Here is a 13,787-nt window from a genome sequence, read left to right on the forward strand (position 1 = left end):
TTATTGTTTTTATTCATTAAATCACATTCTCTGCCGACGGAAAAGAAAAATAACGTCAAAACCAAGCCCGTTTTTGTATAGAATGGGTTTGTAAACTTTTACGATGGAGGATTTCATTTATGCTGGTTCTTGTTTTTTTGATTGGGCTTTCAGCCTGCTTTTATGTGTACTATAAAGTAAAAGGCGTACGGGCAAAGCCATCTTTGGCAAAGGAAATCTATTCAGCAAAATCAAGCATGGCCTTAGGGTCACTAGTCCTGTTCTACGGGCTCAACCAAATGATATTATTCCATTCAGTATTAACGTTAGTAATCGGCGGTATCTTTATCGTCATAGGAGCAGGAAGCGCTTGGGCAGGTTATAAAGCCTACAGGCATTACAATCCCCTTCACGCCAAAGAAGCTGAAAGAGATCACGCGTAAGGGGCGCCTGAACGTCCCTTAGCTTCTTTCCATCAGCTGAACCATCAGCATCGCTTTCGACACGATATGGCCTTGGCTGTGCACTTCCACTTCCATTTTCCCGAACTTTCTGCCGGCCTCCAAGATACGCGGTTTGACTTCGATGACCGATTCCATCTGCACAGGCTTCAAAAAGAAAATGGTGATGCTCTCGATTACGAGTTCGCCGCGTTTTTTCGAGCGCAAAAACCGGTTTGCCGCCTGCGTCAATATGGTTGTAAATACACCATATGAAATGGTTCCAAGCTGATTTGTCATTTGCGGCGTGACTTCATACTCGTAAACCGTTTGATCCTCTTTATCATCACCCTCGTCTTTAAACCCTCTTGAAACGATATCATCAAGCTTCTCCCCGACCTGCGGCTGCTTTTGAATCATTTGAAGGGCTTTCAACACATCTTGGCGGCTGATCATCCCGATCAGTTTTTGGTGGCCGTCAGTGACGGGAAGCACTTCGATTCCTTCCCATACCATCATTTGTGCCGCTGAGGCGACAGATGTTTTCCCAATCACCGTAACGGGATTTTTGGTCATGACTTTTTCTATGGATGCATTTCGGTCATGGCCGGCAATATCTTTTGATGTCAGAATGCCGTGGATTTTCATTTGATCGTCGACAACCGGGAAGCGGCCGTGACCCGTTTCAAAATTTTTCTCATACCATTTTTCAAGTTTATCCTTGGGCGAAAGATATACCGTGCGGTCAGCGGGTGTTAGGATGTCCTCCACCAAAACAATTTCTTTTTTGATCAGCTGGTCATAAATTGCCCTGTTAATCATCGCAGCGACTGTAAAGGTGTCATAGCTCGTGGATAAAATCGGCAGTTCAAGCTCATCTGCCAGCTGTACAATGCTTTCATCCGTGTTAAAGCCCCCAGTCACCAATACGGCCGCGCCTGCTTCAAGCGCCTGCCTGTGTGCATTGATTCTATTTCCGACAATCAAAAGATTCCCCGCTGCGGTATAACGCATCATCGCGTCCAGTTCCATCGCGCCGATGACGAATTTATTCAATGTCTTATGGAGCCCCGCCCGGCCTCCGAGCACTTGTCCGTCTATAACATTTACAACCTCTGCATAGGTAAGCTTTTCAATGTTCTCTTTTTTCTTTTGTTCAATTCTGATTGTGCCCACACGTTCAATCGTGCTGACAAACCCTTTATTCTCTGCTTCCTTGATCGCTCTGTACGCGGTTCCTTCGCTTACTTTCATTTCCTTTGCAATTCTTCGTACAGAAATTTTTTCGCCGACAGGCAGTGAATCGATATACGTTAAAATTTGTTCATGCTTCGTTGCCAAGCCTTTCACCTCTAAGGACAGTCTTCTTGTTTTTATTATAAGGTTTCAAAGGATTTATACGCAATGAGGCTGGAAAATAAAAAAGAAGCCCGACCGGCTTCTGACAGCGTTGATTTCGTTCCAGTCAAGCGCAAGGACCTCGTGATTCCTTTTACATCGTAAAGCGGAAAAACCCCTTATTTTTCTTTTAAATGGACATCAACCGCTGTCTTAACAATATTTCGATTCCCTATTTTAGATAAAACAAAGAAAACTGCGAATAGCCATATCGTCCCTATGGCCGTATAGATCAATGGATAAACAGCTGTGTTTGCGATCCATTCATTTATTAATGTTCTGGCATTTACCAGAATAATAAATCCTCCTACAAGCACACCCATCAATTGCGGATGAAACTTCTGCACCAGCCATGCTGCGATAGGGGCAGCGATAATTCCGCCGGCCATAAGTGAAAACACCCATAACCAATTGACGTCCTCCCATCCTAATGAAATAAGAAAACCGGCAGTCGCAGATACCGCGATGGCAAATTCACTTGTGTCTACAGTCCCGACAACTTTCCTCGGGCTCAAGCCTTTGCGGGATAATAAAATCGGAGTGGTCACCGGCCCCCAGCCGCCTCCGCCTGTGGCATCTGCAAAACCAGCGATCACTCCCAATGGGATGGATTGTTTTCGGTTTAACGGCACATGCTTCTTCTCAAGAGCCGGCTTATATTGAAATAAAAACCTGATCAATACATATCCGCCCAGAAGGAGCAAAAACAAAGAAATATAGGGTTTCGCCACATCTCCAGGTAATTGGCTGAGGAATGCCGCGCCTAAAAAAGCGCCTATAGAGCCGGGAATGACAAGCTGATAAACGGTTTGTTTGTCAACATTGCCAAATTTAATATGCGACACTCCCGATGCGGCAGTCGTTACGACTTCCGCTAAATGCACAGAAGCTGAAGCCACAGCAGGGGTGATGCTGAACGCCAATAACAAAGAAGTTGAGGTAACCCCATAAGCCATACCTAACGAACCGTCTATTAACTGCGACAATAAACCAATAAATGCAAAAACGATTAATTTCTTCATCAGCACACCCCATCTATATCAATCAGATATTTTTGATTCTTCATACGAATCTAACAATCTCTTGGCACTTTCATATAAAAAATAAGAGGCTTTGATAATGGCAGTTTCATCAATTGTAAATGCAGGATGGTGCCAATCATGATCACCGTCTGTTCCAAAAAACGCAAAGGACCCCGGAATATGCTCAAGATAATAAGCAAAATCTTCCCCCGCGGTTGATGGGTCGGGATCAATGACTTGAAGTTTCGCTTTATGCGCAGCGTCTCGCACCAGCCCCGTTATTGCCTCATCATTACAAAGCGGCGGCGGTCCGGAATGCCACTTCACATTTGCCTTTAACGAGAAAGCGGCAGAAACCTGCTCTGTGACTGCCAAAAAACGCTGTTTCACTTGATTACGAACCTCTGAATCAAATGTACGAACAGTGCCCTCAATGAAAACTGTATCCGGAATGACATTCCAAGTGCTGCCGCCATTGATTTTCCCTACCGTTAAAATCGCGCTTTGCAGCGGGTTTACATTTCTGCTTACAATCGTTTGCAGGGCGACAATAAGCTGAGAGGCGCCGACAATTGGATCAAAACCATTATGCGGCAATGCTGCATGAGCTCCTTTCCCTTCTATCTCTACTTTAAAACGGTCAACAGCAGCCATAAGCGGGCCTGTTTTTAACCCTACAGTCCCAACCGCGATATCCGGTTTATTGTGAAGCCCAATAACTGCATCAATGCCATCCAGTTGGCCGTCCTCTATCACTTTTGCAGCGCCGGCACCTGCTTCCTCTGCCGGCTGAAATAATAAACGAATTTTCCCTTTCAGACTGTCTTGATTTTCCTTCAATAAAAAGGCCGCACCAAGAAGCGCTGCCGTATGAAAATCATGACCACACGCATGCATGATCCCTTTATGTTTAGACACATAAGGCAATCCTGTTTTTTCTTCAATTGGCAAGGCGTCAATATCAGCCCTCAAAGCAATCGCCGGGCCTTCTGACTCCCCTGCTATATCTGCGAACACACCCGTTTTTAGAGCAGTAGGGCGAATCTTTATCCCCTTTTCTTTAAGGCATTTTTTTATAAAAGCAGTTGTTTCAAATTCTTCTTTTGACAGTTCAGGATATTGGTGCAAGTGCCGGCGAATGCCGATGAGCTGCTTTTCTAGCGTTGAGAGATTTACGGGATTATACTCCCCTTTCAACTTCAGGATGTCATCTCCTGTAGTCTGATAAGGATAGGAGCCTTCTATATTTCTCCAATAATCCAAAGACATATGTTCTGCTCCTTTCCCTATCCCAATATATTTTCTTCAGACTCTTCAACATAAGATGAAATAAATCGGTTCAATTTATCATTAAGACCGCCCGCCCCAAATTTTATATACTTGCTGGAAACCTTCGGATTATCTTCTTTCAAAAAGCTTAAAAAAGATAAAATATAAATGCGCCTGTAAGCTACTTGTGTAATTCCGTACTCAAAAAACCAGTTATCAATGACATTGTATACGCCCCGGTTGACGCCATATAGGTTGTTACATTTCTTGTAAAAGCAGAGATCCGGAAGATTTAACTCCTGATGGGAAAGGAGGCTTTCTTTTTTGTTCGGTGCCATAATCCCAATCAGCTCAAAGCGTTTTGCAACGCACGAAATATCCCTTTTAATTTGCTTTGTTAACGACTCCAAAGAATCAAACCTTCTTTCTTCTCTAATTTTAAAGAGAATACTGCATTCGATTTTTTCTCCATAGATGTCTCTATGAAAGTCAAACAAAAAAATCTCCAATGTCTTTTTAAGGTTAGAGCCGACCGTCGGTTTCACACCGATATTCATAACCCCTAAATAAAATTGATGATTGACTGTCGCCAGAACCCCATAAACTCCATTACGCAGCCCATGCATTTTTGCATCTACATTTGCCGTGGGGAATCCAAGCTTTCTGCCTAATTGTTTTCCTTTCACAACCGTACCGGCAATGATCGTCAAAAAAGTCACCCTCCCCCTCTCAGCTTCCGCATTCGATCAGACGAAACCTAATGATGTGATGAATGTAAAACGGATTGATGCTGCGGAATGCCGAGACCGAGATTTTCCCGCAATGTCCCGCCGCGATAATCTTGACGATAAAGCCCTCTTTCTTGAAGAATCGGAATCACCTTTTCTACAAAAGCATCAAGTGTTCCCGGTATATCCGACCCAATGATAAACCCATCCGCTGCCTCAGCGTTGAACCAAGTTTCAATTAAGGATGCGACACGCTCTGGTGTTCCGATGAATAGCGGCCGCGGAAAAGCCATTTCCTGTGCTACCTCCCGCAATGTCAGATTTCTGGCTTTTGCTTCTCGCTTAATCCGGTCTGTTGTGCTTTGAAACGCATTCTTTCCCACATCGCCAATATCGGGAAATGGCTCATCCAACGGGTAAACACTCAGATCATAATCATCAAAAAAACGGGCCAAATAAGTAACAGCATTTTCAATCGGTATTAATTCTGCAAATTCACGATACTTCTTTTCCGCATCTTCTTCCGTATCTGCCACAATCGGGCTGATCCCCGGAAAAATCCGCACATTTGAAGGATCCCGCCCTTCATCAGCAGCTCGCCTTTTCACATCCGCGTAAAACGCTTTTGTCTCTTCTAATGAATTGGAATGGGTAAAAATCGCATCCGCATTTTTGGCAGCAAACTGCCGGCCTGTTTCTGATGAACCCGCTTGAAACACTACAGGCTCTCCCTGCTTAGAGCGCCCGATATTCAAGGGCCCCTCTACTTGAAAATACTTTCCTTTATGATTCAGGCGATGAAGCTTCGCCGGATCGAAAAACTGCCCTGTTTTCTTATTGTGTATAAATGCGTCATGCTCCCAGGAATTCCACAGCCCGCGCACAACATCCAAATGCTCTTGTGCGATCTCGTAACGTTCAGTGTGTTCTGGCAAATTAGACTTACTATGGTTGCGCGCCGCTCCTTCCTGTGGAGAAGTAACAAGATTCCAGCCTGCCCTGCCCCCGCTGATATGGTCCAGCGACATCAATTGTCTGGAGATCGTGAATGGCTCAGTAAAAGATGTAGAGAACGTCCCTACTAACCCAATATTTTTGGTAACCGATGCTAGCGCAGATAAAATGGTGATCGGTTCAAAACGGTTTAAAAAATGAGGAATCGATTTTTCAGAAATAAATAAGCCGTCTGCAATGAAAATAAAACTAAACAAACCTTTTTCAGCTGTTTGTGCCTTTTTCATGTAAAATTCAATATTCGTGCTGGCCGAGGGATCAACATCGGGATGGCGCCAGCCGTCAGTTGTTCCCCCGACACCGTGAATCATCGCTCCAAACTGAATAAAATCTGAACGTGTCATCTTTTTGCCTCCTTTATCTTTGGATATAATTCGCAAGTGCCAGATCAAGGTGTTCAATGCCGATCTCAGTTATCCCTTGATACTGATTGCCGCGCCCGATTTCGACCACAGGCACATGGCGCACCCCATATTTCACCTGTAAAATATCTCGAAGCTTTTCTTTCTCTGAAACATCGATATGTTGGAACGGGAACCCTTTTTCATTCAAATAATTCTTGACTTCCTCACAATACGAACAGCCTTTTTTACTCCAAACCACAATGTTCACAACATCACTCATTCTTCTGTCCCTCCTTAACGTTTTGCAGCTAAAACTGCATCGCTCAGCAGCTGATAAGACAGCTGTTTTTCTTCAGCATTTTTGATCGGTGTAAAAATAACAAAATCATTAATTTTGTATGTGCCTGATAAACGTGTTAATTCTTCTGCCACTTCTTCCTTTGTTCCGGCAATAATCCCGGTTTTTTGCACGATGATGTCATATGGCTCTGTGACGTTTTCCAGATAGGCCTCAGCCTGTTCGCGGGAACCGACGTTGACCTTACGCCCGTCTTTCAAAACCACTTTTATCGATTCACGCGACACAATATGTTTTTCCGCTTCTTCTTTTGTATGTGCCGCAAAAACAGCGGGAGCAAGATGAAATTCAGCCTCAGATCCTGGGGGGAGATGCGCGTCAAATGCTCGACGGGCTTCCTTCAGCACTTCCTCTTCACCGTTAATAAAGTAAGCAAAGACAAAAGAGATTCCCAGTTTTGCAGCCGAAATGGCACTCTCTGTGCTTCCTCCCAATAGAAAAATACCCGGCTGCCGATCAACCTGCGGCCTAGGACGCAATGCGGCATAGCGGTGGGTATCAGGAAAATCATCCCGTACGAAATGAGTAAGCTCCTCCAGTTTTTCATCAAACTGACGCACCGGTTTTTCATATTCGGCCTGCAGCGCGTCTGTGGACAGCTGAAACCCGCCGGGCGCTTTGCCCACTCCAAGATCTATACGGCCGGGAGCTAACGCTGATAGAAGATAGAACTGCTCCGCCACTTTGTAAGGGCTGTAATGCTGCAGCATCACTCCGCCTGATGCTAAGTGAATTTTCCTTGTGCTTGCAGCAAGATAGCCTAAAAGAACCTCGGGCGCAGACCCTGCAATCTCATCATTGTTGTGATGTTCGGCCACCCAAAATCGGTGATATCCACACTCTTCAGCCATTTGTGCCAATTTCACTGTATGTTGTAATGTATCAGCTGCTGTCTCCCCTTCACCAATCAAGCTTTGGTCTAAAATACTTAAGCGGATCATATCACCGGCTCCTTTATGTGTTCTTTTGGTTCAAATAAATATTCCGGCGAAACACGGCGGAGAAACTGCCTCGTTCTGTCTTTTTTGGTATGGCGGAATACTTCCTCCGGGGTCCCTTGTTCAACAATGACTCCTTCATCCATAAAAACAACTTGATCAGAGACCCTTCTTGCAAACTCCATTTCATGTGTAACAACAATCATGGTGGCTCCGGTTTTCACGATTTCCAGCATTACCTCAAGCACTTCACCGACCAGCTCCGGGTCAAGTGCTGCCGTCGGTTCATCGAACAGCAGCACATCAGGATGAATGGCAAGCGCCCTTGCTATCCCAACCCTCTGCTTTTGTCCTCCCGATAACTGACTCGGATAAGCGTTCAATTTATCTTGAAGCCCGACCTTTCTCAGTTCATTTTCCGCTACGGCATACGCGTCTTGTTTTCTCATTTTCCGGGCAATCGTCAAGCCCTCCATGACATTTTCAATCACCGTTTTGTGAGCAAACAGGTGGTATTGCTGAAATACCATTGCCGTATGTTTTCTGAGCCAGTGAACCTCTTTTTTGGACGGAAAGCTGCAATTAATCACTTTGTCATGTATAGAAATGATCCCTTCGTCTGGACGTTCTAATAAATTCAGGCACCGTAAAAAGGTGGTTTTCCCTGATCCGCTCGGCCCGATAATCGTCACAACTTCTCCCTTGCGTACCGTGAGATTTATCCCTTTTAATACATGGTGGATGCCAAACTGTTTATGGATATTTTTAATCTCAATCATAAAGTGCCCCCTTGAAATCTGGCTGCCTTTCTCTCTAATACTCCATTTACTGATTCTAGGATTAGAGTCAGCACCCAATAGATAATGGCTGCTCCGATAAACGCTTCTAAAAATGCATAATTATCAGAAGCAACGATAGTCGCCGTCCCTGTAATCTCTGGGACAGCCACTATAGCCGCGATAGAGGTGGTATGCAAAAAGCCGATACCCAAATTTGTGAAGTTTGGGATGCAAACCATCAGCGCCTGCGGCAATATTACACGCCGAAAGGTTTGGCTGTGTGTCAAGCCGATTGAATAAGCCGCTTCGACCTGTCCGGTATCCATCGCCAGAATGCCCGACCGGATGATTTCTGTCAGATAAGCTCCGGCAGTTAAAGACAAGGCCATGATGACAAACATGGAGACCGGTATCTCATTGGCGGACCAGCCGAGATGAAAAAAACTGCTGACTTGATCTGCAACAGGAGGTATCCCTAAATAAATCAACATAATGTGAAGGATTGCAGGTGTACTTCGAAAGAAAGACACATAAAACCTTGAGCAAGCCACCAAGCCCTTAATTCTAAAAATTCTAACAATTATATTTCCAAGAGCCACGAGAAATCCAAACACAATCGGCAAAACAGCCATCATCAATGTCAGAGGAATGGTTTTTACCATTTCTTTCATGGCGGAAACAATAAATGGAAAGTCAAATTGCAATCTTCTCCCCCCTCATCCGAAGAAATATATCAATGTATGTTCATGTCAAAAACAGTAACAATCCTTGTTTGATTCTTCTTGATTCGTTTTTCTGCCACTTGAAAGAACCATTCGAATAAAACCGCTACAGCATAATAAACAATCGATAGCGCAATGTAAACTTCAAGAGAATGGTTGCTTGAGGTGATCAATGTTTGGCCCCTTCCGGACATATCCATAACACCAATGGAAAAGGCTAGAGACGTATCTTTTAAAGAACTGATCACCATGTTTCCCATATTCGGAAACGCCTGGACAAGTGCCTGAGGCAGAACGATTCGCCTGAAGGCCTGACTACCGCTTAAGCCAATACTGTACGCCGCTTCCGTTTGGCCTTTATCTACACTGCCCACTCCCGCTCGAATGATTTCTGCGACTGCCGCTGCATTGCTTAACGCATAGGTTGCGACAGCAGCATAAAACGGGTCCATTTTTGATGTATCAATCCCGATAAGCCCAGTAAGCGCCGGGATTCCGTAAAACACGATGAAAAGCTGCACCATGATAGGCGTTCCCCTGAAAAACGAGATATACACTTTTGCCAATTGATTTACAATTGGAATATTGTAGATGCGGGGCAGTGCCAGAAAGAGTCCTAATACAAAACCGAAAAGCAAGGACAGTGTTAAAATGTATAATGTAACCGGTAAATAAGCGGTTAACGTCGGCACAAAATCTCCAATCATGTTCATATCAAACGCTTTTTCCATCACTGCTCCCTCTCTTTTTACCTAATACTGCTCTTTGGAATAGTCGTCACCAAGCCATTTCAAACTGAGCCTTTTCAGCGTTCCGTCATCAATGATTTCCTGTAAGGCTTTATCAATATCGTCACTTAACGTTTGTTCATTTTTGTTAAACATAAAATACACTTTGGCATTTGAAAGCACATTACCGACGGTTTTTTCTTTAATAGCGCTCGTCTTGTTTTGAAAGTCTACTGCAAAAGGCGTAGAGATCGTTGCGTCCGCACGCCCCGATTTCAGCTGATTCGCAGTCTCATTTGCGCCTTGGCCCTCATAGGCAATCTCAAACGGCCGCCCATTTTCCTCATTCCACTTTTTCAGTACAAGCGCTCCGTTGGATGTTGCACTCGTAATCACCCGTTTTCCTTTTAAGTCTTCAATTCCACGGATCGTATCGTTATTTTGAAGCACAGTAATTTTTAAAGGGAAATGGTTGTAGGCAACCCTGTTAAACAGAAATTTTTTCTCTCGCTCTTTGCTTTTCTCCATTTGATGTGCCACAATATCGACTTTATGCTGTCCGAGGCTGACAAGCAGGTTGGAAAATTCCATCGTTTTAAATGTGAATTTATAATTTGGCAGGCGCTTATCAAGCTCTTTGATCAGTTCGACATCATAACCGGTTAAATCGCCTTTTTCATTAATAAAGCAAATATTGGGAAATTGGGTTCCAGTTCCAACCGTGATCGTCTGTACCTTCTTTTGCCCGGCTCCCGTCGTTTGACTGTCTGCACCGCAAGCTGACAGAACTGTTATAAGGGAAAATAATATTGCCATGAATGCTGCTTTCGTTTTCATCTCATCGCCCCATTTATTTTTCAAAACTTGATTTTGAATAATCTGCCCCGAGCCATTTTCGGCTTAGTTTTTTTAGCGTTCCGTTTTTCTCCAGCTTTTTAATCGCTTGATCCGTGTCATCCGCCAAGGTTTGGCTGCCTTTATTAAACATAAAGTACACCTCGGTATCTAATAACACGTCACCGACTGTCTTTTGGCGGAAGGCGTGCGTTTTATTCTGAAAATCGACGGCAAACGGTGTAGCTATCGTTGCATCTGCGCGCCCAGTTTCAATTTGATTGGCGGTGTCATTGCTTCCCTGTCCCGCATATTTTAAATGAATTGGGCTGCCGTGCGTTTTGTTGTACTTTGTAATATAATCTGCCGCATTTGACGTGGCGCCAACTATGACTGTTTTTTCGTGCAAGTCTTTTAATGTATGAATCTTGTGATTATCCTCTTTCACCGTGATGTACATCGGCGAGTAGTTATATGGGACTTTATGATATAAAAAACGCTTTTCTCGTTCTTTATTTTTGGCCATATTGTGCGCAATCACATCAATTTTTTTATTTCCGAGACTTGTCAGCAAATTTGAGAAATCCATCGTTTTAAATTCAAATGTATATTGAGGCAACTCCTTATCGATGGCTTTCATCACTTCAATGTCATACCCGGTCAAATCGCCTTTTTCATCTAAAAACGAAATATTCGGAAAATCTGTTCCAGTGCCGACTATGACCGTTTGAGCCTGAGAATCTGATTTGTTATTTGTTTGCGAACATCCCCCGCCAAGTAATGCAAACACTGACAGCAGCAAAACCAATCCTTTGCGCTTATTCATAGGCTGCCTCACATCATGCCCAGCTGGGCGCACCTAAAAGCGTTGGGTTAAATCGTTCCGGAATCAGAACCTTGTGCATCATCACACCTATGTCCCCGTCTTTTTCCTGCTCAAAATACACTTCATACCCTCTCCTTCTGTACATGTCAGCAAGCCAAGGATGCTTGCGCGCCGATGTGCCGAGTGTCAGTGCAGGAGCCTTCAGCATATCTCGAAGCACTTTTTCTTCAACATACGTAAGCAGCTTACTTCCGGCGCCTTGTCCTTTATATTCCGGCAGTGTCGCAAACCACCACACAAACGGATATTTTGAAGGAGGCGTCTCACTCTCCCACGGGAACCTGATTGTAATCGTTGAAATCAGCTTCCCATCCCGCTCCAGCACAATCGCTGAATGATGTTCAATATTTTCTGATACCATTTGGATATCAGCTCTTGTGGATGGCCAATCAATATCCAGCTGCCGAATGGGCGAAAATGCGCTGTTAACCAGTTTCAACAGCTCCGGTGCATCTTCAACAGTTGCCAGTCGAAAAATATCCTCACTCATTTTTGTCACTCCTCTTCACAAAATATATAATCCCGATTTGTTTACTAAGCTTTTATTGTTTATACTATAAAGCATACTCTGATCTTTGACTAATCAAAAAAAGTAAACCTTCACTTCAGTAATTTTAATGATGAAAAACAGGAGGGAGCACATTGGAGTTACGCTCAATCAAAACGTTTCATACGATTGTGAAATTTGGAAGCTTCTATAAAGCTGCAGAAATACTAAACTACTCGCAGCCGACGATATCGATGCGTATGAAGCAATTGGAGCAGGATTTAGGCGTACTGCTGTTTGAAAGAGGAAAAAGCCTGCAGTTGACAAAAGCAGGGAAACTTTTTTATGAACGAACAGGAGATCTTTTGACACAATACGAGGCGCTTAAACACAACCTCTCCGACTTAAAGGAAGAAGAGGCAGGCATTATCAACATAGGGATTTCAGAGCCGACCGCCAGTCTGATATTCCCCGAGATTTTAAAGGATTTCTTAAAGGATTACCCAAAGATAACGGTTAATATCAAGGTTGATGACGCCAATACTTGCAGTCAAAAGCTCTTAGACGGGACGATTGATTTTGCGGTCTGCGGCGAGCCGGAGCTGATTCTTGAAAATTACTACCATCCATTTTTTTATGACACATTAAATGTGATTGTATCTGATCAACATCCGCTCGCTGAGAAGAAGGCTGTCCATTTGTCTGATTTAGCAGAAGAGCGCTTCATATTTACGCCCGCCAATTGCCCCATTCGCTTACAAATTGAACAGCATTTACATAGAGAACTCGGTAATCGCTACAAAAAAATGGAGCTCACAAGCAGCATGTCACATGAATATTACGTACGTGAAAACATCGGAATTTCAATCTTTACCAGCACCGCACATTCTAAACCGTTCAACGGCACTAAAGTTATTCCAATTCTGAACCTGGATATCACCCCGCCCATAGGGCTGTTGACAAATCAAAAAGAAGTTCATTTTGACCGCGCCACGAAGGACTTGATCGCTCGGATAACCAAACGTTTTCAGCAACGCAGCAAAGAATTGGAAGGAACCTCTGATAAGACCATTACAGGATAACTGAAAAAATAAAAACCACCTCCTGATTCATCAGGAGATGGTTTCACCGCTTACAGCTCGATCGTCTCACCGACCGACATGACTTTGCCGACTCCGCCCGGAAGGCTGTCAGCGAATGCTTCTGGGTCTTGTTCGATGACCGGGAATGTATTGTAATGCACCGGCACGACCTGTTTTGCGCGCAGCCATTCAGCGGCAAGCTTGGCGTCTTCAGGCCCCATCGTAAAGTTATCGCCAATCGGCAGGAAAGCAAGATCAATATGATTCAACTCGCCAATGAGTTTCATATCAGAGAATAGTGCCGTATCACCCGCATGGAAAATCGTTTTACCTTCTACAGTCAGCAAAATACCGGCTGGCATGCCTGTGTAAGTGATCGTTTTGTTTTCTTCATCTGTGATGGCTGATCCATGAAAGGCCTGTGTGAGCTTCACTTTTCCAAAATCGAACTGGCGGGAGCCCCCGATGTGCATCGGATGAACATTCAAGCCTTTCCAGCCTAAGTACACAGCGAGCTCGTTCGGTGCTATAACCAGCGCGTTATTTTGCTTGGCGATTTGTTCAGTATCACCGACATGGTCATTGTGGCCGTGCGTTAATAAGATGACATCCGCTTTTACATCCTCCGGCTTGATATCCGTTAACGAATTCCCTGTTAAAAACGGATCAAATATAATATGGTGGTCCTTCGTTTCCACTGTAATTACAGAATGTCCGTGATATGTCACTTTCATTTCTTTCACCTCGTCACGTAATTTTGTTTTTTTTATTTTCCCTTT

Annotated in this window: 15 protein-coding genes and 1 pseudogene; 2 read left to right on the forward strand and 14 right to left on the reverse strand. The window is 44.0% G+C overall.

The window, feature by feature from the left end:
- Nucleotides 1-119: 119 nt before the first annotated feature.
- The gene (locus tag MY9_RS14520) at nt 120-422 is read left to right on the forward strand and encodes a YtpI family protein (RefSeq protein ID WP_014664957.1); all 303 of its coding nucleotides are present in this window, start codon (nt 120-122) and stop codon (nt 420-422) included.
- A gap of 18 nt (nt 423-440) precedes the next feature.
- On the opposite strand, the gene MY9_RS14525 is transcribed toward MY9_RS14520, so the two are convergent.
- From MY9_RS14525 to snaA, 13 genes and pseudogenes are all read right to left on the reverse strand, one after another.
- The gene (locus tag MY9_RS14525; protein WP_040082153.1) at nt 441-1,760 is read right to left on the reverse strand and encodes a CBS domain-containing protein; all 1,320 of its coding nucleotides are present in this window, start codon (nt 1,758-1,760) and stop codon (nt 441-443) included.
- Between the two features lie 176 nt (nt 1,761-1,936).
- Complete coding sequence (locus MY9_RS14535; RefSeq protein WP_014664959.1) at nt 1,937-2,839, reverse strand: sulfite exporter TauE/SafE family protein; 903 nt, start codon at nt 2,837-2,839, stop codon at nt 1,937-1,939.
- 18 nt (nt 2,840-2,857) lie between these two features.
- On the reverse strand, nt 2,858-4,108 hold the full coding sequence (sndA, locus tag MY9_RS14540) for an S-alkyl-N-acetyl-metabolite deacetylase SndA (protein ID WP_014664960.1): 1,251 nt from the start codon (nt 4,106-4,108) through the stop codon (nt 2,858-2,860).
- Between the two features lie 17 nt (nt 4,109-4,125).
- Nucleotides 4,126-4,818 carry an RNA-binding riboflavin kinase RibR gene (gene ribR, locus MY9_RS14545; protein ID WP_014664961.1) on the reverse strand — a complete coding sequence of 231 codons (693 nt, stop codon included), beginning with the start codon at nt 4,816-4,818 and terminating at the stop codon, nt 4,126-4,128.
- Nucleotides 4,819-4,865: 47 nt separating this feature from the next.
- Nucleotides 4,866-6,194, reverse strand: coding sequence for an LLM class flavin-dependent oxidoreductase (locus MY9_RS14550; protein ID WP_014664962.1), 1,329 nt, complete (start codon nt 6,192-6,194; stop codon nt 4,866-4,868).
- Nucleotides 6,191-6,474 (reverse strand): annotated as a pseudogene (locus MY9_RS14555) (glutaredoxin family protein). Before MY9_RS14555 ends, MY9_RS14550 begins: the two are co-directional and overlap by 4 nt.
- A gap of 14 nt (nt 6,475-6,488) precedes the next feature.
- Complete coding sequence (locus MY9_RS14560) at nt 6,489-7,493, reverse strand: LLM class flavin-dependent oxidoreductase (RefSeq protein ID WP_014664964.1); 1,005 nt, start codon at nt 7,491-7,493, stop codon at nt 6,489-6,491.
- On the reverse strand, nt 7,490-8,269 hold the full coding sequence (gene tcyN / locus MY9_RS14565; RefSeq protein ID WP_014664965.1) for a sulfur-containing amino-acid ABC transporter ATP-binding protein TcyN: 780 nt from the start codon (nt 8,267-8,269) through the stop codon (nt 7,490-7,492). Before tcyN ends, MY9_RS14560 begins: the two co-directional genes overlap by 4 nt.
- Complete coding sequence (gene tcyM, locus MY9_RS14570; RefSeq protein WP_041521398.1) at nt 8,266-8,973, reverse strand: sulfur-containing amino acid ABC transporter permease TcyM; 708 nt, start codon at nt 8,971-8,973, stop codon at nt 8,266-8,268. The genes tcyN and tcyM overlap by 4 nt, the downstream gene beginning before the upstream one ends.
- Before the next feature lie 29 nt (nt 8,974-9,002).
- The gene (gene tcyL / locus MY9_RS14575) at nt 9,003-9,722 is read right to left on the reverse strand and encodes a sulfur-containing amino acid ABC transporter permease TcyL (protein ID WP_014664967.1); all 720 of its coding nucleotides are present in this window, start codon (nt 9,720-9,722) and stop codon (nt 9,003-9,005) included.
- Between the two features lie 21 nt (nt 9,723-9,743).
- The gene (gene tcyK, locus MY9_RS14580; RefSeq protein ID WP_014664968.1) at nt 9,744-10,556 is read right to left on the reverse strand and encodes a sulfur-containing amino acid ABC transporter substrate-binding protein TcyK; all 813 of its coding nucleotides are present in this window, start codon (nt 10,554-10,556) and stop codon (nt 9,744-9,746) included.
- Nucleotides 10,557-10,569: 13 nt separating this feature from the next.
- Nucleotides 10,570-11,379 carry a sulfur-containing amino acid ABC transporter substrate-binding protein TcyJ gene (tcyJ, locus tag MY9_RS14585; protein ID WP_014664969.1) on the reverse strand — a complete coding sequence of 270 codons (810 nt, stop codon included), beginning with the start codon at nt 11,377-11,379 and terminating at the stop codon, nt 10,570-10,572.
- Nucleotides 11,380-11,392: 13 nt separating this feature from the next.
- The gene (gene snaA / locus MY9_RS14590; RefSeq protein ID WP_014664970.1) at nt 11,393-11,929 is read right to left on the reverse strand and encodes an N-acetyltransferase SnaA; all 537 of its coding nucleotides are present in this window, start codon (nt 11,927-11,929) and stop codon (nt 11,393-11,395) included.
- A 152-nt stretch (nt 11,930-12,081) separates the two neighbouring features.
- On the opposite strand from snaA, the gene ytlI reads away from it, so the two are divergent.
- Entirely contained in the window at nt 12,082-13,008 is a 927-nt protein-coding gene (ytlI, locus tag MY9_RS14595) for a LysR family transcriptional regulator YtlI (RefSeq protein ID WP_014664971.1), read from the forward strand.
- Between the two features lie 50 nt (nt 13,009-13,058).
- Here ytlI and MY9_RS14600 read toward each other — a convergent pair whose 3' ends face one another.
- A complete protein-coding gene (locus tag MY9_RS14600) occupies nt 13,059-13,742 on the reverse strand; it encodes a metal-dependent hydrolase (protein ID WP_014664972.1) in 684 nt (227 codons plus the stop codon).
- Between the last annotated feature and the right edge of the window lie 45 nt (nt 13,743-13,787).

Origin of the sequence: Bacillus sp. JS, from assembly GCF_000259365.1 — a bacterium.
Lineage (GTDB): Bacteria > Bacillota > Bacilli > Bacillales > Bacillaceae > Bacillus > Bacillus stercoris.

Bases quoted from the DNA above. Each gene is read 5' to 3' on its own strand.
- sndA (WP_014664960.1), bottom strand. From the start codon at position 4,108: ATGTCTTTGGATTATTGGAGAAATATAGAAGGCTCCTATCCTTATCAG.
- tcyJ (WP_014664969.1), bottom strand. From the start codon at position 11,379: ATGAATAAGCGCAAAGGATTGGTTTTGCTGCTGTCAGTGTTTGCATTA.
- snaA (WP_014664970.1), bottom strand. From the start codon at position 11,929: ATGAGTGAGGATATTTTTCGACTGGCAACTGTTGAAGATGCACCGGAG.
- MY9_RS14520 (WP_014664957.1), top strand. From the start codon at position 120: ATGCTGGTTCTTGTTTTTTTGATTGGGCTTTCAGCCTGCTTTTATGTG.
- tcyL (WP_014664967.1), bottom strand. From the start codon at position 9,722: ATGGAAAAAGCGTTTGATATGAACATGATTGGAGATTTTGTGCCGACG.
- tcyK (WP_014664968.1), bottom strand. From the start codon at position 10,556: ATGAAAACGAAAGCAGCATTCATGGCAATATTATTTTCCCTTATAACA.
- MY9_RS14535 (WP_014664959.1), bottom strand. From the start codon at position 2,839: ATGAAGAAATTAATCGTTTTTGCATTTATTGGTTTATTGTCGCAGTTA.
- tcyN (WP_014664965.1), bottom strand. From the start codon at position 8,269: ATGATTGAGATTAAAAATATCCATAAACAGTTTGGCATCCACCATGTA.
- MY9_RS14550 (WP_014664962.1), bottom strand. From the start codon at position 6,194: ATGACACGTTCAGATTTTATTCAGTTTGGAGCGATGATTCACGGTGTC.
- MY9_RS14600 (WP_014664972.1), bottom strand. From the start codon at position 13,742: ATGAAAGTGACATATCACGGACATTCTGTAATTACAGTGGAAACGAAG.
- MY9_RS14560 (WP_014664964.1), bottom strand. From the start codon at position 7,493: ATGATCCGCTTAAGTATTTTAGACCAAAGCTTGATTGGTGAAGGGGAG.